Annotated in this window: 17 protein-coding genes and 1 pseudogene; 11 read left to right on the top strand and 7 right to left on the bottom strand. The window is 73.2% G+C overall.

Annotated features, from left to right (window positions below):
* Window positions 1-1766, bottom strand: a pseudogene (locus GTW43_RS33340) (peptidase S41); the annotation flags it as partial.
* Between GTW43_RS33340 and GTW43_RS33335 the strand changes: the two are divergent.
* Together GTW43_RS33335 and GTW43_RS33330 are read left to right on the top strand one after the other, a co-directional pair.
* On the top strand, window positions 1765-2352 hold the full coding sequence (locus tag GTW43_RS33335) for a TetR/AcrR family transcriptional regulator (protein WP_161305720.1): 588 nt from the start codon (window positions 1765-1767) through the stop codon (window positions 2350-2352). The pseudogene GTW43_RS33340 and the gene GTW43_RS33335 overlap by 2 nt on opposite strands.
* A 134-nt stretch (window positions 2353-2486) precedes the next feature.
* On the top strand, window positions 2487-4706 hold the full coding sequence (locus GTW43_RS33330; protein ID WP_161305719.1) for an MMPL family transporter: 2220 nt from the start codon (window positions 2487-2489) through the stop codon (window positions 4704-4706).
* A gap of 4 nt (window positions 4707-4710) precedes the next feature.
* On the opposite strand, the gene GTW43_RS33325 is transcribed toward GTW43_RS33330, so the two are convergent.
* On the bottom strand, window positions 4711-5076 hold the full coding sequence (locus GTW43_RS33325) for an SsgA family sporulation/cell division regulator (protein ID WP_161305718.1): 366 nt from the start codon (window positions 5074-5076) through the stop codon (window positions 4711-4713).
* Between the two features lie 155 nt (window positions 5077-5231).
* On the opposite strand from GTW43_RS33325, the gene GTW43_RS33320 reads away from it, so the two are divergent.
* The 5 genes from GTW43_RS33320 (at window position 5232) to GTW43_RS33300 (ending at window position 9462) form a co-directional block, all read left to right on the top strand.
* A complete protein-coding gene (locus GTW43_RS33320) occupies window positions 5232-6296 on the top strand; it encodes an energy-coupling factor ABC transporter permease (RefSeq protein WP_161305717.1) in 1065 nt (354 codons plus the stop codon).
* A gap of 1 nt (window position 6297) precedes the next feature.
* Window positions 6298-7059 carry a cobalt ECF transporter T component CbiQ gene (gene cbiQ / locus GTW43_RS33315; protein ID WP_161305716.1) on the top strand — a complete coding sequence of 254 codons (762 nt, stop codon included), beginning with the start codon at window positions 6298-6300 and terminating at the stop codon, window positions 7057-7059.
* Window positions 7047-7808 (top strand): ABC transporter ATP-binding protein, encoded by a 762-nt coding sequence (locus GTW43_RS33310; RefSeq protein WP_161305715.1) that lies wholly within the window; start codon window positions 7047-7049, stop codon window positions 7806-7808. The genes cbiQ and GTW43_RS33310 overlap by 13 nt, the downstream gene beginning before the upstream one ends.
* Before the next feature lie 47 nt (window positions 7809-7855).
* Complete coding sequence (locus GTW43_RS33305; RefSeq protein ID WP_161305714.1) at window positions 7856-9013, top strand: serine hydrolase domain-containing protein; 1158 nt, start codon at window positions 7856-7858, stop codon at window positions 9011-9013.
* 71 nt (window positions 9014-9084) lie between these two features.
* A complete protein-coding gene (locus GTW43_RS33300; protein WP_202502265.1) occupies window positions 9085-9462 on the top strand; it encodes a VOC family protein in 378 nt (125 codons plus the stop codon).
* A gap of 7 nt (window positions 9463-9469) precedes the next feature.
* Here the strand turns inward: GTW43_RS33300 and GTW43_RS33295 are convergent, their stop codons facing one another.
* From GTW43_RS33295 to GTW43_RS33275, 5 genes are all read right to left on the bottom strand, one after another.
* Window positions 9470-10321 (bottom strand): DMT family transporter, encoded by an 852-nt coding sequence (locus tag GTW43_RS33295; RefSeq protein ID WP_161305712.1) that lies wholly within the window; start codon window positions 10319-10321, stop codon window positions 9470-9472.
* A complete protein-coding gene (locus GTW43_RS33290; RefSeq protein WP_161305711.1) occupies window positions 10318-10806 on the bottom strand; it encodes a YbaK/EbsC family protein in 489 nt (162 codons plus the stop codon). Before GTW43_RS33290 ends, GTW43_RS33295 begins: the two co-directional genes overlap by 4 nt.
* A 103-nt stretch (window positions 10807-10909) precedes the next feature.
* Window positions 10910-12604 carry a penicillin-binding transpeptidase domain-containing protein gene (locus GTW43_RS33285; RefSeq protein WP_161305710.1) on the bottom strand — a complete coding sequence of 565 codons (1695 nt, stop codon included), beginning with the start codon at window positions 12602-12604 and terminating at the stop codon, window positions 10910-10912.
* Window positions 12605-12756: 152 nt separating this feature from the next.
* Window positions 12757-14394 (bottom strand): penicillin-binding transpeptidase domain-containing protein, encoded by a 1638-nt coding sequence (locus GTW43_RS33280; RefSeq protein ID WP_161305709.1) that lies wholly within the window; start codon window positions 14392-14394, stop codon window positions 12757-12759.
* Window positions 14395-14517: 123 nt separating this feature from the next.
* The gene (locus tag GTW43_RS33275; RefSeq protein WP_161305708.1) at window positions 14518-16266 is read right to left on the bottom strand and encodes a phospholipid carrier-dependent glycosyltransferase; all 1749 of its coding nucleotides are present in this window, start codon (window positions 16264-16266) and stop codon (window positions 14518-14520) included.
* A gap of 74 nt (window positions 16267-16340) precedes the next feature.
* Here GTW43_RS33275 and rsmI point away from each other — a divergent pair, with 74 nt between their 5' ends.
* The 4 genes from rsmI to GTW43_RS33255 all read left to right on the top strand — a co-directional run bounded on the left by rsmI (window position 16341) and on the right by GTW43_RS33255 (window position 20287).
* The gene (rsmI, locus tag GTW43_RS33270) at window positions 16341-17216 is read left to right on the top strand and encodes a 16S rRNA (cytidine(1402)-2'-O)-methyltransferase (RefSeq protein ID WP_161305707.1); all 876 of its coding nucleotides are present in this window, start codon (window positions 16341-16343) and stop codon (window positions 17214-17216) included.
* A 198-nt stretch (window positions 17217-17414) separates the two neighbouring features.
* Entirely contained in the window at window positions 17415-17846 is a 432-nt protein-coding gene (locus GTW43_RS33265) for a hypothetical protein (RefSeq protein ID WP_161305706.1), read from the top strand.
* A 75-nt stretch (window positions 17847-17921) separates the two neighbouring features.
* Window positions 17922-18800, top strand: coding sequence for a TatD family hydrolase (locus GTW43_RS33260; protein ID WP_161305705.1), 879 nt, complete (start codon window positions 17922-17924; stop codon window positions 18798-18800).
* Between the two features lie 140 nt (window positions 18801-18940).
* Window positions 18941-20287, top strand: coding sequence for a ubiquitin-like domain-containing protein (locus tag GTW43_RS33255; RefSeq protein WP_343246191.1), 1347 nt, complete (start codon window positions 18941-18943; stop codon window positions 20285-20287).
* Window positions 20288-20710: the final 423 nt, after the last annotated feature.

The raw sequence follows: 20710 nt of genomic DNA, 5'->3' as shown, positions 1-20710 counted from the left end.
AGCGCGAAGGGGGACGGCGTGGCCGAGGACAGCGGGACGAGGTAGGGGCGGCAGCCGAGCGGGAAGGACAGGTCGCCGGTGTGCACGTCGTAGACGGGGTCGAAGCCGCGCCAGGACAGGAAGGCCAGGTAGCGGCCGTCGCGGGTGAAGACCGGGTTCTCGTCCTCGAAGCGGCCGTTGGTGACGTCGACGATCGTCCGGTCCTTGATCCGGGCCATCTTGATCTGCCGCAGGGAGCGGCCGATGCCCGGGTGCGACCAGGTCAGCCAGGCGCCGTCGGGGGAGAACGCGAGGTCGCGGACCGGTCCGTTGGTCGAGCGGATCAGCTCGGTGACCTCGCCGTCGGAGTCCTCGGACGCGTCGAGCAGCAGGACGCGGCCGTCGTTGGAGGCGACGGCGAGCCGCTCGCCCTCCGGGTCGGAGACCAGCTCCTGGACGCGGCCGAGGGCGCCCCGGGCGAGCCGGCGCGGGGCTCGCTCGCCGCTGGCCCGGGGCAGGTGGGCGATCTCGACGGTGTCGGCGCCCTCCGCGTCGGTGACGTAGGCGAGCCGGCCGCCGGAGCCGAGCATCTCGGGGAGCCGGGCGCGCACCCCGGGGGTGTCGGCGATCGTGCGGGCCGGGCCGTCGCGGTGGGTCAGCCAGTACAGCGAGCCGCGCACGACGACGGCGCTGGCCCGGCCGGTCTCGTCGACGGACAGGGCGTCGACGTGGTGCGCGGCCGGGACCTGGTAGCTGCGGCGCCCGGAGCGCGGTCCGCCGAGCCGGACGTCGATCCGGCGCGGCCGGGATCCGGGGGTGAGCGCGTCGAGGATCCACAGCTCGCCCGCGCACTGGTAGACGACGCGGGTGCCGTCGGTGGAGGCGTGCCGGGCGTAGAAGGCGTCGTGGTCGGTGTGCCGGGTCAGGTCCGAGCCGTCGGGCCGGCAGGAGTAGACGTTGCCGACGCCCTCGTGGTCGGAGAGGAACGCGATGCGGTCGCCGACGAACATGGGGGCGTCGAGGTGCCCGTCGACGTCCGCGAGGATCCGCTCCCCGTGCACCCACAGCCGGCCCTGGGCGCCGCCGCGGTACCGCTTCCAGGCGGCCGGCTCGTGCGGCGGGGTGCCGGTCAGGAGCAGGGTGCGGCGCTCGCCGGGGAAGTCGGTGACCTGGATGTCGGAGACCGGGCCCCAGGGGAGCTTGCCGCCGGGGGAGCCGTCGGTGGGGACGCTGTAGGCGAACGTGAAGTACGAGAAGGGCTCGCCGTGCGACGCGACGGCGAGGATGTCGCCGTCGGGCGTCCAGCCGCGGACCTCCGTGTCGGGGCTGCCCCAGTAGGTGAGCCGGCGGGTGGCTCCGCCGTCGACCGGGGCCAGGTGGATCTCGGGGTCGAGGCTGCGCCAGGTGGTGAACGCGATGTGCCGGCCGTCGGGGGAGAAGCGGGGATGGCCGAGTTTGGTGCGATCGGCGGTGAGGCGCCAGGCGCGGGTCGCGCCGTCCAGGGGGGCCAGCCAGAGGTCGTCCTCGGCCACGAAGCAGAGGTGCTCGCCGCTCAGGTGGGGGTACCTGAGGTAGCCCGGGCTGGTCGTCGTCTCGGCCGTTTCTTCGTCGTCCGTCACCTGTTCATGCTTTTCCGTCGTGGGGGGTCCGGCAACCGGGGAGGAGGAGTGGTGTGCACGGCCGGGTGCGGGTCCGGACTGTGATGGGGAGCACGTACGAAACGGTTTCGTTTCGCTAGGGGGCGGGGTAGATTCAGGGCGTACGACGGAGAAGGAAGGTGCGGGCATGACTGCCGAGCAGCAGGCGCGACGGAGCCGGATCACGCCGGAGCGTGAGGCCGAGCTGTACAAGGCCGTGCTCGACCTGCTCCGCGAGGTCGGTTACGACGCCCTGACGATGGACGCCGTCGCCACCCGCACCCGTGCCAGCAAGGCGACGCTCTACCGCCAGTGGGGCGGCAAGGCCGAGCTGGTCGTGAAGGCCCTGCGCCAGCAGAAGCCGCACTTCGACGAGATCGACACCGGCACCCTGCGCGGTGACCTGCATGCGATGGCCCTCCGCGAGGACGACTGTCACATGGAGCAGAACAGCGCGCTGATGCGCGGTCTGATGGTCGCCGTGCACGCGAACCCGGACCTGCTCGAGGCGTTCCGCGAGTGGATCGTCGAGCCGGAGCTCTCCGGCCTCGACCGGATGCTGCGGCGGGCGGTGGACCGCGGCGAGATCCGGCCCGACAACCCGGCGCTCGCCTACGTGATCCACATGCTGATCGGCGCCTTCGCCACCCGGACGCTCATCGACGAGCTGCCACCCACCCAGGCCTATCTCGCCTCGTACATCGACGCCGTGGTCCTCCCCGCCCTCAGCGCCTGATTCCCCCGTCCGACCTCACCACCACACCCCGTACCCGCACCACCCCAGCAGCACCTGACGCGCACCGCTCACGTCGTCGGGCCGATGCCCCCTGCCCTGACTGAGTCCCACGACCTGACCGGGAGTACGCCCCCGTGGCCACGTTCCTCTACAAACTCGGCAAACTCGCCTACCGGCGACGCCATTTCGTCGCCCTGATCTGGGTGGCCCTGCTCGCGCTCGCGGGCGTCGGCGCCGCCACCGCACCCACCGCCGCCTCCAGCTCGTTCTCGATCCCCGGGACCGAGGCGCAGAAGGCCTTCGACCTGCTCGACCAGCGCTTCCCCGGCTCCGCCGCCGACGGGGCCACGGCCCGGGTCGTCTTCAAGGCCCCGGCCGGCGAGAAGCTCACGGACGCCGGCAACAAGGCCGACATCCAGGAGACCGTCGCGCAGCTCAAGGCGAGCTCGAAGCAGGTGGCCTCGGTCGCCGACCCGTTCGCGGCCGGCACGGTCAGCAAGAAGGGCACGATCGCCTACACCTCGGCCTCCTACAAGGTCTCGGGGATGGAGCTGACCGACGACGACCGGGACGCTCTGCAGAAGGTCATCGACGAGGCCGAGGAGACCGGCCTGACCGTCGAGGTCGGCGGCGACGCGCTGCAGGCCATGCCGGAGACGGGTGCCACGGAGGTCATCGGCATCGCCGTCGCCGCCGTGGTCCTGGTGATCACGTTCGGCTCGCTGGTCGCCGCCGGGCTGCCGCTGCTCACCGCGATCATCGGCGTCGGCATCGGCGTCTCCTCGATCACGGCGCTGGCGAACGCGCTGGACCTCGGCACCACCACCTCCACGCTCGCGATGATGATCGGCCTCGCCGTCGGCATCGACTACGCGCTGTTCATCGTGTCCCGCTACCGCGCCGAACTGGCCGAGGGCCGGGCCCGTGAGGAGGCGGCCGGGCGGGCCGTCGGCACCGCGGGCTCCGCGGTGGTGTTCGCCGGACTGACCGTCGTCATCGCGCTCGTCGGCCTGGCCGTCGTGAACATCCCGATGCTGACCAAGATGGGCATCGCCGCGGCCGGCACCGTCGCCATCGCCGTGCTCATCGCGCTCACCCTCATCCCGGCGCTGCTCGGCTTCGCGGGCAAGCGCGTGCACGGCCGCAAGGCCCGCAGGAAGCTCGCGGCGGACGGCCCGGCCGAGGCCGGGACGAACATGGGCACCAAGTGGGCGCGGTTCGTGCTGCGCCGGCCGGTCGCCGTGCTGATCGCGGGCATCGTCGGGCTCGGTGCGATGGCGGTCCCGGTCGCGTCGCTGGAGCTCGGTCTGCCCGACGACGGGGTGCAGCCCACCGACACCACCCAGCGCAAGGCCTACGACCTGCTGTCCGAGGGCTTCGGCCCCGGCTTCAACGGGCCGCTGATGACGGTCGTCGACGCCCGCGGCGCCGCCGACCCGAAGGCGGCCGTCGACCGGGTCGTCTCCACGATCAAGGACACCGACGGCGTCGCGGCGGTCACCCCGGCCACGTTCAACAAGGACGGCGACACGGCGATCGTCAGCGTCGTCTCGCGGTACAAGCCCTCCTCCGTGGAGACCGAGGACGTCGTCCACGCGATCCGCGACGAGGGCGTGGACATCAAGGCGGACACGGGCGCCGAGCTGAGCGTCACGGGCTCGACCGCGATGAACATCGACGTCTCGCAGAAGCTCAACGACGCGCTCGTACCGTACCTGGCACTCGTCGTCGGCCTGGCCTTCCTGCTCCTGATGGTCGTCTTCCGGTCCGTCCTGGTCCCGCTCAAGGCGGCGCTCGGCTTCCTGCTCTCGGTCCTCGCCGCGCTCGGCGCCGTCGTGGCCGTCTTCCAGTGGGGCTGGCTCGGCTCGGTCTTCGGGGTGGACCAGACGACCCCGATCATGTCGATGATGCCGATCTTCATGGTGGGCGTGGTCTTCGGTCTCGCGATGGACTACGAGGTGTTCCTCGTGACCCGGATGCGCGAGGCGTACGTCCACGGGGAGCGTCCGGCGCAGGCGGTCGTCACCGGCTTCCGGCACGGGGCCCGGGTGGTCACGGCCGCGGCGGTGATCATGATCGCGGTGTTCGCGGGCTTCATCGGGTCCAGCGAGCAGATGGTCAAGATGATCGGCTTCGGCCTCGCGATCGCGGTCTTCTTCGACGCGTTCGTGGTCCGCATGACGATCGTGCCCGCGGTGCTCGCGCTGCTCGGCAAGCGGGCCTGGTGGCTGCCGAACTGGCTGGACCGGCTGCTGCCGAACGTCGACGTGGAGGGCGAGGGCCTGGCCGCGCTCGACGCGGAGCGGGGCGGCGACAGGGACGGGGACGCGGACCGGGAGCTGGTCGGCGCCTGACGGGTCACCGTCCGACGGCTCCCTGAGGGGCCCGGACCGGGGCGACGGCCGTGTAGGTCCGGCGCAGGAAGCGGATGAGCGCTTTCACGTCGAACTGCACGACCGTCGCCCCGTGGTGTGCGTGGAACTCCATGACCGCCTGGACCCGGCCGCAGGGCCAGATCCGTACGTCGCCCGCGGCGGCCGGGGCGCGCAGCCCGCGCTCGAGCAGTTCGCGCGGGAAGGACCAGTCGCCGGCGTCGGGCAGGGTGACGCGGACCTGTCCGTCGTCGTAGCGCAGCACGACGGGGACGGCCCGGGGCGCGTCGGGGGAGTCGGTGACGACGCGGGCCCGGACGTACTGCTCGACGTACTGCTCGGCGACACTCATGCCATCCAATGTCCCATATGTCCGGGTTTCGCGGCCAGGTGCGGGCGCGCACCATCTGATCTGCGGGCGCTCTTGCGACGGGTTCGCAAGAAGGCCCTATCATCGAACGGTTAACCATCCGGTTAGCGACACGTCCGAGCGCCGGAGTTCCCGCCATGCACGTACCCGACGGATTCATCAACGCGCCCGTCTCCGCGGCCGCCGGTGTCGTCGCCGCGGGCGCCGTCGCCGTCAGCCTGCGCGGTGCCCGCCGCGAGCTCGACGAGCGCACCGCGCCGCTGGCCGGGCTGGTCGCCGCCTTCATCTTCGCCGTGCAGATGCTGAACTTCCCGGTGGCCGCCGGCACCAGCGGCCATCTCCTGGGCGGAGCACTCGCCGCGATACTGGTGGGCCCCTACACAGGGGTCCTGTGCGTGTCCGTGGTGCTCCTGATGCAGGGCGTCCTGTTCGCCGACGGCGGCCTGACCGCCCTCGGGGTCAACGTCACCGACATGGCGATCACCACCACCGTCGTCGCCTACCTCGTCTTCCGCGGCCTGGTGAAGGTGCTGCCGCGCAGCCGCCGCTCGATCACGGTCGCCTCGTTCGTGGCCGCGCTCCTGTCGGTCCCCGCCGCCGCGGTCGTCTTCACCCTCTTCTACGCGGTCGGCGGCACCACCGACGTCTCCCTCGGCAAGGTCGCCACCGCCATGGTCGGCGTCCACGTCCTCATCGGCATCGGTGAGGCCGTCATCACCGCGCTCACCGTCGGCGCCGTCGTCGCCGTCCGCCCCGACCTCGTGCACGGCGCCCGCGGCCTGACCGCGCCGCTCAAGCTGAAGGTCGGCGGCGAGCTCGTCGACGCCCCCGCCGCCGCGCCCGCCCCGGCCGCGTCCGGCGGCGGCTCGCACCGCAAGATCTGGATCACCGGCCTCGTCGCCTCCCTCGTCCTCGCCGGCTTCGTCTCCTTCTACGCCTCGGCGAACCCGGACGGCCTGGAGAAGGTCGCCCACGACAAGGGCATCGACAAGAAGGCCGAGGAGCACGCCTCCGCCGACTCCCCGCTCGCCGACTACGGCGTGCGCGACATCTCCGACGCCCGGCTCTCCGGCGGCCTCGCCGGAGTCATCGGCGTCGGCGTGACCGTCGTCGCCGGCTCGGCCGTCTTCTGGGCGCTGCGCAGGCGGCGTACGAGCGACGCGGCCTCCACCGAGGTCCACGCCGGGGAGCCGGTGAGCTGACATGGGTGCCGGACACGCCCACCGCCTCTACCGCGCCGGTGACTCACCGGTGCACGCGCTGCCCCCGCACACCAAACTCGCGGCCGTCTTCTGCTTCGTGATCGTCGTGGTCTCCACGCCGCGCGAGGCGATGTGGGCCTTCGCGCTGTACGCGGTGCTGCTCGGGGCCGTCGCGTACGCGGCCCGGGTCCCGGCCGGCTACCTCCTCAAGCGGCTCCTCATCGAGATCCCGTTCGTCGCCTTCGCCGTGCTCATGCCCTTCGTCGCGGAGGGCGAGCGGGTGCAGGTCCTCGGCCTGTCGCTCAGCGAGTCCGGCCTGTGGGGCGCGTGGAACGTGCTGGCCAAGGGCACCCTCGGCGTCGCCGCCTCCGTGCTCCTCGCCTCCACCACCGAACTGCGCGCACTGCTCCTCGGCCTCCAGCGCCTCAAGCTGCCGCCGCTGCTCGTGCAGATCGCCTCGTTCATGATCCGGTACGGGGACGTGATCACGGACGAGATGCGCCGCATGCGGATCGCCCGCGAGTCCCGCGGCTTCGAGGCGTCCGGCGTGCGCCACTGGGGCGTCCTCGCCAAGTCCGCGGGCGCCCTCTTCATCCGCTCCTACGAACGCGGCGAGCGCGTCCACCTCGCCATGGTCAGCCGCGGCTACGCGGGCACGATGCCGGTGATCGACGACGTGGCCGCCTCGCGCGCCCAGTGGTCGTCCGCACTGGCGCTGCCCGTCGCCGCCCTCGTCGTCTGCCTCCTTGGATGGACCCTGTGACTGCCTCCCTCGAGGTCTCGGGCCTCGCCTTCGCCTACCCCGACGGCCACCAGGCCCTCTTCGGCGTGGACCTCACCATCGGCCGCGGCGAGCGCGTCGCCCTGCTCGGGCCCAACGGCGCGGGCAAGACCACCCTCGTCCTCCACCTCAACGGCATCCTGACCGGCGGCGCCGGCACCGTGACGGTCGCCGGGCTGCCCGTCTCGAAGAAGAACATGGCGCAGATCCGCCGCAAGGTCGGCATCGTCTTCCAGGACCCCGACGACCAGCTGTTCATGCCGACGGTCCGCGAGGACGTCGCCTTCGGGCCGGCCGCCGCCGGGCTGAAGGGCCCGGAGCTCGAGGCGCGGGTGCAGCGGGCGCTGTCCCAGGTGGGCATGGCGGACTACGCGGACCGGCCGCCGCACCACCTGTCCTTCGGGCAGCGCCGCCGCGTCGCCGTCGCCACCGTCCTCGCGATGGAGCCGGAGATCCTCGTCCTCGACGAGCCGTCCTCCAACCTCGACCCGGCCTCCCGCCGCGAACTCGCCGACATCCTGCGCTCCCTGGACGTCACGGTCCTGATGGTCACCCACGACCTGCCCTACGCCCTCGAACTGTGCCCGCGCGCCCTGATCCTCAGCGACGGCGTCATCGCCGCCGACGGCCCCACCGGCGACCTCCTCGCCGACGACGACCTGATGCGCGGCCACCGCCTGGAACTCCCCTTCGGCTTCGACCCGCGCTCGGTCGCGGGCGCCGCCCGCTGAGGAATCACCGCCGCGGCACGCGCGTTGCACCGGCTGTGGACACAGCAGTGAACGGCGTCACCGACCCGGGATTCGAAGGCGTCCGGGCGGCATTTGCCGGTAATTTCCAGGAGCTCGGCGAGCGGGGCGCCGCCCTCGTCGTCTACCGCGACGGACACCGGATCGTCGACCTGTACGGCGGCACCCGCGACGTCGACGGGGGACCCGACCGGGACCCGGGCACCGCACACATCCTGCGGTCCGCGACCAAGGGGATCGCCGCCGCCGCGCTGCTGCTCCTGCACCAGCGCGGGCTGCTCGACCTGGACGCGCCCGTCGCCGCGTACTGGCCCGAGTTCAAGGCGCACGGCAAGGAGCACGCGCGGGTCCGCGACGTGCTCGCGCACCGCGCCGGGGTGCCGCACCTGGACCGGCCGCTCAGCCCCGCCGAGGCCGCCGACCCCGTGCGCGCCGCCGCGGCCGTCGCCGCGCAGGCACCCGCCTGGACGCCGGGCACCGACCACGGCTACCACGCCCAGACGTACAGCTGGCTCACCGGCGAGCTCGTGCGCCGCGTCACCGGACGCTCCCTCGGGACCTACGTCGCCGAGGAGATCGCGGCTCCGGTGCGGGCCGACCTCTGGATCGGGCTGCCCGCCGCGCAGGCCCACCGGGTCGGCCGGACCGGTCCCGCCACGGCGCCGGCCGTGCCCGGTGCACCGCGTCTGCGGCCCCGGCGGGACATCGCCGCCGCGTACGCGGACCCGCACTCGCCGACCCGGCGCGCCTTCGACTCGATCACCCCGGCGCCGGACGAGAACGACCCGGCCCACCGCGCCGCCGAACTGCCCGGCTCCAACGGCATCGGCACGGCGGACGGACTCGCCCGCTTCTACGCCTCGCTCATCGGTGACGTCGACGGCGGGACCCGGCTGTTCACCCCGCAGACCGTGCGGGCGGCGCGTACGGAGGCCTCCGCCGGGCCCGACCGGGTGCTCGTCGCGCCGTCCCGCTTCGGCCTCGGGTACATGCTGCACGGCCCGGCCTCGCCGCTCCTCGGCCCCGGCTCCTTCGGCCACCCGGGCCGCGGCGGCGTCCTCGGCCTCGCCGACCCCGAGACCGGGATCGCCCTCGGCTACGTCACGAACGGGATGCAGCCGGGCGTCACCGCCGACCCGCGCGCCCAGGCCCTCGTCCGCGCCGTGCGCGCGGCCCTCGACGCCTGACCGGCCAACACCCGCTGCGGGCAGCACAATTCACTGGACGCACCGCGCCGGCGCATGGTCGGGTGACCCGCATGTCATCTCTCGTGCGCCACATCACGTTCGACTGCGCCGACCCCTACACGCTCGCCCAGTTCTGGGCGGGCGTCCTGGACGGCAGCGTCTCCGACGAGGACGTCCCCGGCGACCCCGAGGCCCTGGTCAGCAGCGCGGGCGCCACGCTCCTGTTCGTCCGCGTCGAGGACACCAAGACGGTGAAGAACCGCGTCCACCTCGACCTCCAGCCCCAGGACCGCACCCGCGACGAGGAGGTGGAGCGGCTGCTCGGGCTCGGCGCGAAGATCGCGGGCGACCATCGCCGCCCGGACGGCCGGGGCTGGGTCACGATGCTCGACCCCGAGGGGAACGAACTGTGCGTGGAGCGCGGCGCGGGCGAGATCGCCGCGGGCTGACACTCCGTCATCCGGCGTGCAGCATCAGCCCGATGCCCGCCACCATCACCCCCGCCGCGACGATCCGCGGCATCCCGAACCGCTCCTTGAAGAACACCGCCCCGATCGCCGCGCCCACGATGATGGACGACTCGCGCAGCGCGGAGATCGGGGCCAGGTCGGCCCGCGTCTGCGCCCACAGGACCAGCCCGTACGCGGCCACGGACAGGGCCGCGCCGCACAGCCCGCGCAGCGCGAACGGCCGGAGCGTGGCCACGAACGCGCCCCGCCAGCGCAGCGCCGCCCACACCGGGATCGCGAGCCCCTCGAGGATCATCAGCCACGCGATGTAGCCGAGGGCCGAGCCCGAGGCGCGCACCCCGAGCCCGTCCACCACCGTGTACGCGGCGATCGAGGCACCCGTCGCGAGAGCCGCGCCGATCGCCGTCCAGTCCGGCCTGCGCCCCGTCCCGCGCAGCCCCCACAGGGCGAGCCCGGTCAGCCCGGCGCAGGACACCGCCACTCCGGCCGCCTGCCAGCCGCCCGGCACCTCGCCCGCGAACACCGCCGCGAGAACCGTCACGAGCAGCGGCGCGGTGCCGCGCGCGATCGGGTACGCCTGCCCGAAGTCCCCGAGCCGGAACGAGGTCATCAACAGGCACATGTAGCCGACGTGGACGAGCGCGGAGACGACCAGGTACGGCCACGCGCCCGCCGCGGGCAGCGGCGCGAACAGCGCGAGCACCAGCCCGATGAGGGTGCCGCCGCCGGATATCAGCGTGAAGCCGACCAGCTTGTCGGTGATGTGGTGGGCCAGCGCGTTCCACGACGCGTGGGTGACCGCGGCGAGCAGGACCGCCGCGGTGACGAGCGGCGTCACTCCCGCACGTCCACGAGGGTCGCGCCCGCGTGCTCCACGAGCTCCTTCGGCCCCATCGGGAAGACGGCGTACGGGGTGCCGGCCGCGGCCCACACGGTGTCGTGCGCGAGCAGCGAGCGGTCGGCGAGCACCCGGGTGCGGGTCCGGTGGCCGAACGGGGGCACACCGCCGATCGCGTACCCGGTCGTCTCGCGCACGACGTCGGCCTTGGCGCGTGTGACCTTCCCGGCGCCGAGCGCCTCGCGCACGCGCTCGAGGTCGACGCGCGAGGAGCCGTCCATCAGGACGAGCACGGGCACGCCGTCGGCGGCGAAGATCAGTGACTTGCAGATCTGGCTGAGCTCGCAGCCGAGCGCGGCAGCGGCCTCCTGCGCGGTGCGGGTCGCCTCCGGGAACCGCCGCACCCGCGGCAGGAGTCCGGCGAGCCCCATCCCGGTCACGGCGTCGGCGAACCGGGGGTGTGCGGCACTGTCGGTAGACGTCATGGGCGGCACGCTAACGGTCCGTGTACCGCCCACGCGACCGGGTATCGGACCCCGGACCGGTGAGGTCACGGCCCGTGCCCCAGTCCGTGCCCCAGTCAGTGCCTCAGCCCGCGCCCTTCAGGAGCATCTCGCGCACCACCGGGCCGGCCGAGTCGCCGCCGTGGCCGCCCTGCTGCACGACCGCGGCCGCCGCGAGATCGCCGCGCCAGGCCGTGAACCAGCCGTTGGGCTCCTTCTGCCCGTCGACCTCCGCCGAGCCGGTCTTGGCGCCCATGTCGGCGCCGAGCCCGGCCATCGGCTTGACCGCGGTGCCCGCGACGGCCGTGTAGTGCATCAGCTCACGCAGGTCCCCGACGGTCTTCGCGGACATCGTGCGGGACGCCTTCGCGAGCGTGCGGTGGTCGACGTCCGGCGACACGAGGTACGGCTGGTGGAAGCTGCCGGCCTTCACGGTCGCCGCGACGGAGGCCATGTTCAGCGGGTTCATCCGGACGCCGCCCTGACCGATCAGCGAGGCCGCCATCTGCGCCTGCGACTGGACGGGCACCGCGCCGTCGAAACTCGACACCCCGATCGACCAGTTGTCCATCCCGAGCCCGAACACCTGCTGCGCCTGCTCGGTCAGCGAGTTGTCGTCGAGCTTCGGGGCCTGGCTGATGAAGGCCGTGTTGCAGGACGCGGCGAAGCTCGCCTTGAACGTCCCGTCCTTGATCTGGAACTTGTCGTCGTTCTGGAACTTCCAGTGCCCGTACGTGAAGTACTTCGGGCACGGGTGCTTCTTGTCGACGCCCGCGAGCTTCTTCTCCAGGAGCATCGACGAGGTGATGACCTTCATCGTGGAGCCGGGCGCGAGCGAGCCCTGGAAAGCGGTGTTGAACCCGGGGCTCGAGTTCGCCACCGCCAGGATCTCGCCGGTCGAGGGGCGGACCACGACGACCGAGGCACGCTCGCGGGAGGCGACCTGCTTCTCCGCCTCGGCCTGCAACGACGGGCTGAGCGTCGTCCGCACCGTGCCGGGCGTGCCCTCCGACAGCGTGAGCAGCGTCTTGTCGGGCAGGGCGTCGTCGTCCCCGCCGGACTTCTTCGCCGTCGCGGACGTGTCGTCCGACTCCTTGCGCACGACGCGCAGTTCGACGCCCGCCCGGCCGCCCGCCTTCTTCCCGTACTTCTCCCGCAGCCCGTCGACGACCGTGCCCAGCGACGGGTACTTCTTCGCGCTGAGCTCCCCGCCGTCCCGGTCCAGCGCCTTGACCGGCGGGTCACCGGCCTCACCGGTCACGAGCCGGTCGCCCTCCCGCAGATCCGGGTGGACCACGGAGGGCTTCCAGTCGACGGACACCTTGCCCGTCCTCGTGTCCCGCACCGCGCTCAGCGACGAGTCGTACGCGAGCGGCTCGCTGTCCTTCCCGTACGTGACCGTCGACGTGACGTGGAAGGGCACGGTGGCGCCCTTGCGGGTGCCCGGGGTCAGCTTCAGGCCCGTGAGGTGGGCGTCCTTCGTCGCGGCGGCCAGGGCCGTGCGCGCCGTCGCCGGATCGTCCGTGGCCGCGGCGGCGCCCGCGGTGTCGCCCTTCTGCCAGGCGCCCAGGAAGCGCTCGGCCGCGGCGCGGGTCTCCGCGGCGGAGGGCGGGCCGGTCCGCACGTGCGGCTTGCTGTCCGCGGACGCCTCGCCGGAGTCGTCGACGAGGACGTAGGCGCCGATGCCCGCGCCGACGGCGACGACCGCCGCTGCCGCGCCGATCACCAGGGCGTTGGTGTTCCGACGCGCGGGCTCGCGCCGCTTGCCTCTGGTGCCCAAGGGTTTCCTCCGGTGGTTCAACTGGCGATCAGACTAAGCCCCGTGGGGGGTACGGGGAACGGCGCGCCCGTCACGGACGCGCGACCCCTGTCACCCAGGGCAACGCCGTGGACGCGGCGGCGTTCCGGGTACGGAGCGGACTGCCGGGCCGACTACGCACCGGCTCTCAGCACCGCGGCCACGATCGGGCCCGCCGCGTCGCCGCCGTGACCACCGCTCAGGACCATCGCCGCCGCCGTCACGTCACCGCGGTACCCGGTGAACCAGGAGTTGGACCTGCCCTGCCCGTCGACCTCCGCGGAGCCGGTCTTCGCGCCGACGTCGGGCCCGAGCCCGGCCATGACCCGGGTCGCGGTGCCGTAGGAGGCGGTCGCCGTGAGATGCATCATGGCGCGCAGCTGCGCCACCGTGCCCGAGCTCAGCCCCTGCGCCGTGGCGAGGGTGCGGTCGTCGAGGCCCTGGGCGACCAGGACCGGCTGGTGGAAGGCGCCGGTCGTCGCGGTCGCGGTGACGGAGGCCAGGTTCAGCGGGTTCATCTGCACCTGGCCCTGGCCGATCATCCCGGCCGCCGCGTCGGGCCCGCCCGCGGCCGGCACCGAGCCGTCGAAGGACACGATCCCCGTCTTCCAGTCCTTGCCGAGACCGAAGCGCTGCTGCGCCTCGTCCGCGAAGTTCTGCGAGCCGAGATCGTCGGAGTACTTGATGAAGGCCGTGTTGCAGGAGCGGGCGAAGCTGTTGGAGAGCGTCGCGCCCTCGTCCGCGGCCATGCCGGTGAGGTTGTGGAAGGTCTGGCTCATCGCGACCGCGCTGGCCGGGCAGGGCGCCGGGCCGTTCGCCGTCGTCACGCCGTGGTCGATGAGCGCGGCCGACGTGAGGATCTTCAGCGTCGAACCGGGCGCGACCCGCCCGTTGAAGGCGGCGTTGAACTCCCGCTTGTCCGCGTTGGCGACGGCGAGCACCTCGCCGGTGGACGCCTTCACCGCGACGACCGAGGACTGCGCGTACCGGGTGACCGCGCGCTCGGCGGCGGCCTGCGCGCTCGCGCTGAGCGTCGTGCGCAGCGTGCCGGGGCGGCCCTCGGCGAGGGTGAGCAGGGTGCCGGCCGTCTCGGTGCCGTCCGCGGTGGTGCGCTGGATGTACGTCTCGACGCCCGGGCTGCCGCCCGCCTTGTCCCCGTACTTGGCGCGCAGCTGGTCGAGGACCGGGCCCAGCGAGGGGTACTTCTTCGCGGTCAGGACCGTGCCGTTGCGGTCGACGGCCTCGATCGGCGGCGTCTTGGACTCGCCCGTGACGAGGGTGTCGCCGTCCTTCAGGTCCGGGTGCAGGACGGAGGGGCGCCAGCGCACCAGGGCGCGCCCGGTGCTCTCGCCGCGCACGACCGTGAGCGACGAGGCGTACGACAGGGTCTTCTTCTTCCCGTCGAACTCCACCGTCGCCTTCACGGTGAACGGGACCCGGTCGTCCGCGGGCTTGCCGGCCTTCAGGACGGTGTGCGTGACGTGTGCGTCCTCGTGCCAGCCGCGCAGCGCGGCGCGCGCGTGCTCGGCGTAGTTCGTGTAGCCGGCGGCGGTGTCCGCGTCGTTCTTCGCCCACGCCGTCAGGAAATGCCCCGAGGCCTCCCGGACCTCGTCGGCCGTCGGCGGTCCGGTGCGGTGGGCCGCCGGGCCCGCCGCCGACGATCCGCCGGTCCCCGTGACGGCCGTGACGATGTTGTAGGCCCCGTAGCCGGCGCCGCCCACCATCACGGTGAACACCCCGCCGACGATCGCGACCTTGACCCCCTTGCGCATGCGCGCCCCCTCCCCAGGTTGACGGAGGGACTTTAGGCATGTGTCAGGTGCCGGTGGTGCGCAGTTGGATGGTTGGTGTCCGAAAGTATCCGAAGAGAGATCACAAATACGGCGGAAAGGGACTCAGACCCAGGTGTCCAGCCACATCCGGGATCGCCAGGAGTCGATGGGGATGGCCGTGCCCGTGTAGATCGGCCAGAAGTAGACGAAGTTCCAGACGATGAGCAGGACGAGCACGCCCGCGCCCGCGGTGCCGATCATCCGGCGCCGCTCCGACGAACCGGGTCGGCCGACGATCGCGCCGAGCATCATCGCCACGGCCAGGCACAGGAACGGCGCGAAGACGACCGCGTAGAAGTAGAAGATCGTCCGCTCCTGGTACTGGAACCAGGGCAGCCAGCCCGCCGCGATCCCGCACACGATCGCGCCCGCGCGCCAGTCGCGGCGGAAGAACCAGCGCCACAGCACGAACAGGAGCGCGACGGCCGCCGCCCACCACAGCAGCGGGGTGCCGAGCGCGAGGACCTCGCGGGCGCACTTGTCGGCCGCGTCCGCCGGGCAGCCCTGGGTGCCGGGCGAGGGCGACTCGTAGAAGTAGGAGACGGGGCGGCCGTCGACGATCCAGCTCCACGGGTTCGACTGGTAGGTGTGCGCCGACGTGAGGTGCGTGTTGAACTCCCACACCTCGTGCTCGTAGTGCCACAGGCTGCGCACCCAGTCCGGCAGCAGCGTGAAGTGGCCGCCCTTGCCCGCGGTCACCGCCCAGTTGCGCAGATAGCCGCCCGAGCCGTCGTCGGGGGAGAGGATCCAGCCCAGCCACGACAGCACGTACGTGCCGACCGCGACCGGCACCGTGGACACGAACGCCGGCAGGACGTCCCGCTTCAGGACCGCCAGGTACGGCCGCCGGGCGCCGGCCACGCGGCGCGAGCCCACGTCCCACAGCACGGACATCAGGGCGAACGCGGCGACGTAGATGAAGCCGTTCCACTTCGTGCCCGCCGCCAGGCCCAGGCACACACCGGCGAGCAGCCGCCACGGCCGCAGCCCCAGCCGCACCGTGGCGGCGACGTCCGCGTCGGGCCGCACCAGGCCGTGCTCGTCGACGGGCAGCGCCGCCGCGAGCCGTTCGCGCGTCCGGTCCCGGTCCACGACCAGGCAGCCGAACGCCGCGACGACGAAGAACACCAGGACCGAGTCGAGCAGCGCGGTGCGGCTCATCACGAACGCGAGCCCGTCGACCGCGAGGAGCAGCCCCGCCAGACAGCCGAGGAACGTCGAGCGGAACAGCCGCCGCCCGATCCGGCACACCATGAGGACGCAGAGCGTGCCGAGCACCGCCGTCATGAACCGCCAGCCGAACGGGTTGAACCCGAACAGCCATTCGCCGATCCCGATGACGTACTTGCCGACCGGCGGGTGCACGACGTACGACGCGCCCGTCGGGATCGGCACCGCGCCGTCCTTCTGCAGGATCAGGTCGTTGGCGTTCTTCGCCCAGTCGACCTCGAAGCCGCGGTGGATGATCGCCCACGCGTCCTTCGCGTAGTACGTCTCGTCGAATATCACCGCCTTCGGACTGCCCAGGTTCCAGAACCGCAGCAGGCCCGCGAGCAGCGTGACCAGGAGCGGGCCGGTCCAGCCGGAGAGCCGGGCCAGGGCGGCGGAGGGCCACAGACGGGCCGAGGGCACCGGGAACGGCGGCGCCAGCCGGGCCCGCACGTCACCCCCGGACGCCCCCGGAGCCGCGTACCCGAACCGGCGCAGGCCGCGCAGCCACGACGACGGCCGGCCCGCCGCAGCGGGGTCCTGCCCGGCCGCGGCGTGCGACGGACTCTCGGTCGGGTGGGACGACGAGGCGGTATGGGTCACCGCGCCATCGTAGGGAACCCGGCTGTGCGAGTCCCGTCAACGGGCCCCGCCCCGCTCCCTGCGAGACTGGAACCGTGACAGGAACCGCAGATTCGCCCGGAACGCTCGTCCTCGCAGGCACCCCCATCGGGGCCATCTCGGACGCCCCGCCGCGCCTCGCGCAGGAGCTCGCCGTCGCCGACGTCGTCGCGGCCGAGGACACCCGGCGCCTGAAGCGGCTCACGCAGGCGCTCGGGGTGAGCGTCGGCGGCCGCGTCGTGTCGTACTTCGAGGGGAACGAGTCGGCGCGCACCCCCGAACTCGTGGAGGCCCTCGCCTCCGGCGCGCGCGTCCTGCTCGTGACCGACGCCGGGATGCCGTCCGTGTCCGACCCCGGGTACCGGCTGGTCGCCGCGGCCGTCGAGCGCGACGTCAAGGTCACCGCCGTGCCGGGCCCCTCCGCGGTGCTCACCGCGCTGGCGCTGTCCGGACTGCCCGTCGACCGGTTCTGCTTCGAGGGCTTCCTGCCGCGCAAGGCGGGCGAGCGGATGAGCCGCCTCAAGGAGGTCGCGGGCGAGCGCCGCACCCTCGTCTACTTCGAGGCCCCGCACCGCCTCGACGACACCCTGGCCGCGATGGCCGAGGCCTTCGGCGCCGACCGCAGGGCCGCCGTGTGCCGCGAGCTGACCAAGACGTACGAGGAGGTCAGGCGCGGCCCGCTGGGGGAACTGGCCGAGTGGGCCGCCGACGGGGTGCGCGGCGAGATCACCGTCGTCGTCGAGGGCGCCCCCGAGAAGTCCGCGGACGAGGTCACCCCCGACGAGCTGGTGCGCCGGGTCCGGGTGCGCGAGGAGGCGGGCGAACGCCGCAAGGAGGCCATCGCCGCCGTCGCCGCCGAGGCGGGACTGCCCAAGCGGGAGGTCTTCGACGCCGTGGTCGCGGCAAAGAACGCGGATCGAAACGCCCCATAAGCGCGTAAAGGGATAACCTGAAAAGCAAAGCGAAGACCGGGTCACCAGGCCCTTTCGGCAGGGAAGAGCCAAATCGGCTCCAACAGTCGGCAGGTCTTTTGCGTCCGGTCCGCCGGAGGCGTCCACTGGTGGAAGGGGATGCACCCGTCCCCCCGCTGCCCCTGGGCAGCGCTTGTCCAGCGGACAAGAGGAGCAGGCATGAGCGAGTTCGCAGTCTCCAGGACGACCACCGGTGCCGAGGCGCCCCCGATCCCGAACCGCAGCGCGGCGACGTCCATCGCCCACGAGTCGTATTCCTTCGCCTGCATGCGCTGCGGGCACGGCTGGGAGCAGTCCTACGAGATCGAGCACCACGTCGACGGGGACGGCGCGGAGTTCGTGATGTACGTGGCGAACGGCGAGCACGTGCCGTCGCCGCTGACCAGGCCCACCTGCGTGAACTGCGGCGGGCACGTCGTGCGGATCATGCGCGCCGGGCGGGTCTCGTCCGTGCTCGACATCATGCAGCACCCCAAGCACGCGACGCCGGCCACCGGCCCCGCCGAGGTGCCCGAACCGGCCACGGGGCACCACTGGCACCTGTCGGACCTGCTGCACCCCTTCAGCCACCACCACAAGCGCGACGAGTGAACTGTCGGGTGACCCGTCGAGTGCCCCGTCGAGTGACCCGCCGGCGGCCCGAGGGCGCTCCGTAGGATCGGGGGCATGAGCCCGAACGCCAAGGACGCCACCCCGCCCCCGCCGCCCGCCCCGCTCACGGTGGCGGTCGCCGACTCGCACACCCACCTCGACATGCAGGCGGGCACGGTCGAGGAGGGGCTCGCGAAGGCGGCGGCGGTCGGCGTCACGACCGTCGTGCAGGTGGGCTGCGACCTGGCCGGCTCCCGCTGGGCCGCCGACCTGGCCGCCGCCCACGACCAGGTGCACGCGACGGTCGCCCTGCACCCCAACGAGGCGCCCCGCATCGTCCACGGCGACCCCGACGGATGGTCCCGGCAGGGCGCCCGCGCACCGCTCGGCGACACCGGGCTCGACGAGGCCCTCGCCGAGATCGACCGGCTCGCCGCGCTGCCCCAGGTCAAGGGGGTCGGCGAGACCGGCCTCGACCACTTCCGCACCGGCCCCGACGGCAGGGCCGCCCAGGAGAAGTCCTTCCGCGCGCACATCGAGATCGCCAAGCGGCACGGCAAGGCCCTGGTCATCCACGACCGCGAGGCCCACGAGGACGTCCTGCGCATCCTGAAGGAGGAAGGCGCTCCCGAGCGCACCGTCTTCCACTGCTATTCCGGCGACGCCGACATGGCCCGCGTCTGCGCCGCGCACGGCTACTTCATGTCCTTCGCCGGCAACGTCACCTTCAAGAACGCGCAGCCGCTGCGCGATGCCCTCCTGGCCGCCCCCGAGGAGCTCGTCCTGGTGGAGACCGACGCCCCGTTCCTGACCCCGGCGCCGTACCGCGGACGGCCCAACGCCCCGTATCTGATTCCGGTGACGCTGCGTGCCATGGCGGCGGTCCGGGGCGTCACCGAGGAAACCCTCGCGACGTCGGTGTCCGCCAACACCGCGCGCGCTTTCGGGTACTGATCCGGCGCCGCCGCGGGCGCCGGTCGCGACGACACAGCGTGTTCGCGTTGCTTGGGAGAGTGACGACGCTCCGCTAGGTTCTGCTCGCCCGATCCGCCTCCGCCGGGGGGACGGACGGTGGAGCCGCCGGGAGCGTCGTCGTGGACAGAGCGCCGTACGGGACGACGTACGAGCCCACCGTCGTGGGTCCTTTCGAGGGGGAGTGCTCCGGTGTGGTGGGCGCGAGCGGTGTGGCTCTTGCGGCTGGTGTGACCCGCGCGGTCGGGGTGACCGACGAGGCTCGTGCCACCGCCGCGGCGCCGACCGAGACGGCCCTGCCGCGGCCCGCCGGCACCGGCGCACCCGCCACGGGCCGGGGCGGCCGCCGCCGGAAACCCGCCCCGCGCCCCGAGACCCTGCGCCGGCTGCTGCCGCAGGCCCTCGTCGTGGCGTTCCTGGCCGGCGGCACCTCCGCGTTCGTCGCCCACGACAAGTCCGTGCACCTGAGCGTCGACGGCGAGGAACGCACCCTGCACACCTTCGCCGACGACGTCACCGAACTCCTCGCCGACGAGGGCGTCGAGGTCGGCGACCACGACCTCGTCGCCCCCGCCCCCGGCACCGAACTGCACGACGGGGACGAGGTCGCCGTCCGCTACGGCCGCCCGGTCCGCCTCACCGTCGACGGCCGGCGCCGCGAGGTGTGGACCACCGCGCACACCGTCGCCGGGGCGCTGCGCCAGATCGGGGTGCGCGGCGACGGCGCGTACGTGTCCACGTCCCGGTCCCAGCCCATCGGCCGGCACGGGCTCGACCTGCACGTCCGCACCGAGCGCGACGTCACCGTCCAGGCCGACGGACACCGCCGCACCCTGCGCACCAACGCGGCGACCGCACAGGAAGCCGTCGACGAGGCCGGGATCGTGCTGGGCGACCACGACACCCTGTCCGTCGCGCCCGACAGCTTCCCGCGCGACGGCCAGACCATCACCGTGCTGCGGGTGCGCTCGCGCGAACAGACCCGCGAGGAAGTCCTGCCGTACGAGACCGAGCACACCCGCGACGACTCCCTCTACGAGGGCACCGAGGTCGTCGACCGGGCCGGCGAGACCGGGCTGCGTCGGGTCACGTACGTGCTCCGCACCGTCAACGGCGTCCGGCAGAAGCCGCGCCGGATCTCCGCCGAACTCGTCCGCGAACCCCGCGCCCGGCAGGTGCGGGTCGGCACGAAGCCGCGGCCCGCGGCGGCAGCGGGCGGGGGCGGGGGCTCCGGGGACGGGCTCGACTGGGGGGCGCTGGCCGCCTGCGAGTCCGGGGGGCGGGCGAACGCGACGGATCCCAGCGGGACCTATGGGGGGCTCTACCAGTTCGACACGCAGACCTGGCACAGCCTCGGGGGGTCGGGGCGGCCGCAGGACGCGTCTGCCGCGGAGCAGACGGCGCGGGCCAAGCGCCTGTATGCCCAACGGGGCACCGCCCCGTGGCCCCATTGCGGCTCCCGCCTCTAGCGTGCCCGCGCCTGACGGGCGGCCCGTCGTGCCTTTGCGCCCGACGGGCCGCCTCTGGCCTCTCCGTGCCCGGACCGGCCGCCTCTGGCCTCTCCGTGCCCGGACCGGCCGCCTCTGGTGTCTCTGCGCCTGACGGGCCGTCGCTGTCTTTTGCCTCGTGCGGGGCTGCTTGTCCGAGTCGGCGTCCGTGCGGTGGCGCAGCGGTGTGCTCGGCGAGGCGGCTCGTCTCTCCAGTGGCGCGCAGGCCCCTGTACCCCGGCCCTGCTCCCACCGTCCCGCCCCCTCCGGGTGCGTTCGGCCCGGCGCCGGGCGCACCCGTGTCCGGCTCGGGCATGCGTTGCCCCGGCCCGGGGTCGCCGGTCCGCCGGTGCGCCCAGGGCCGGGCTGTCGTGCCGCCCTGCTCCCACCGTCCCGCCCCCTCCG

Origin of the sequence: Streptomyces sp. SID5785, assembly GCF_009870065.1 — a bacterium.
Taxonomy (GTDB): Bacteria; Actinomycetota; Actinomycetes; order Streptomycetales; family Streptomycetaceae; genus Streptomyces.
Note: the sequence above shows the minus strand (reverse complement) of the source record. Positions and strands in the feature narration are given on the sequence as shown.

Coding starts and splice junctions, on each gene's coding strand:
- GTW43_RS33335 (WP_161305720.1), top strand. CDS start 1,765: ATGACTGCCGAGCAGCAGGCGCGACGGAGCCGGATCACGCCGGAGCGT.
- GTW43_RS33325 (WP_161305718.1), bottom strand. CDS start 5,076: ATGAGTGTCGCCGAGCAGTACGTCGAGCAGTACGTCCGGGCCCGCGTC.
- GTW43_RS33320 (WP_161305717.1), top strand. CDS start 5,232: ATGCACGTACCCGACGGATTCATCAACGCGCCCGTCTCCGCGGCCGCC.
- cbiQ (WP_161305716.1), top strand. CDS start 6,298: ATGGGTGCCGGACACGCCCACCGCCTCTACCGCGCCGGTGACTCACCG.
- GTW43_RS33310 (WP_161305715.1), top strand. CDS start 7,047: ATGGACCCTGTGACTGCCTCCCTCGAGGTCTCGGGCCTCGCCTTCGCC.
- GTW43_RS33300 (WP_202502265.1), top strand. CDS start 9,085: ATGTCATCTCTCGTGCGCCACATCACGTTCGACTGCGCCGACCCCTAC.
- GTW43_RS33290 (WP_161305711.1), bottom strand. CDS start 10,806: ATGACGTCTACCGACAGTGCCGCACACCCCCGGTTCGCCGACGCCGTG.
- GTW43_RS33280 (WP_161305709.1), bottom strand. CDS start 14,394: ATGCGCAAGGGGGTCAAGGTCGCGATCGTCGGCGGGGTGTTCACCGTG.
- GTW43_RS33265 (WP_161305706.1), top strand. CDS start 17,415: ATGAGCGAGTTCGCAGTCTCCAGGACGACCACCGGTGCCGAGGCGCCC.
- GTW43_RS33260 (WP_161305705.1), top strand. CDS start 17,922: ATGAGCCCGAACGCCAAGGACGCCACCCCGCCCCCGCCGCCCGCCCCG.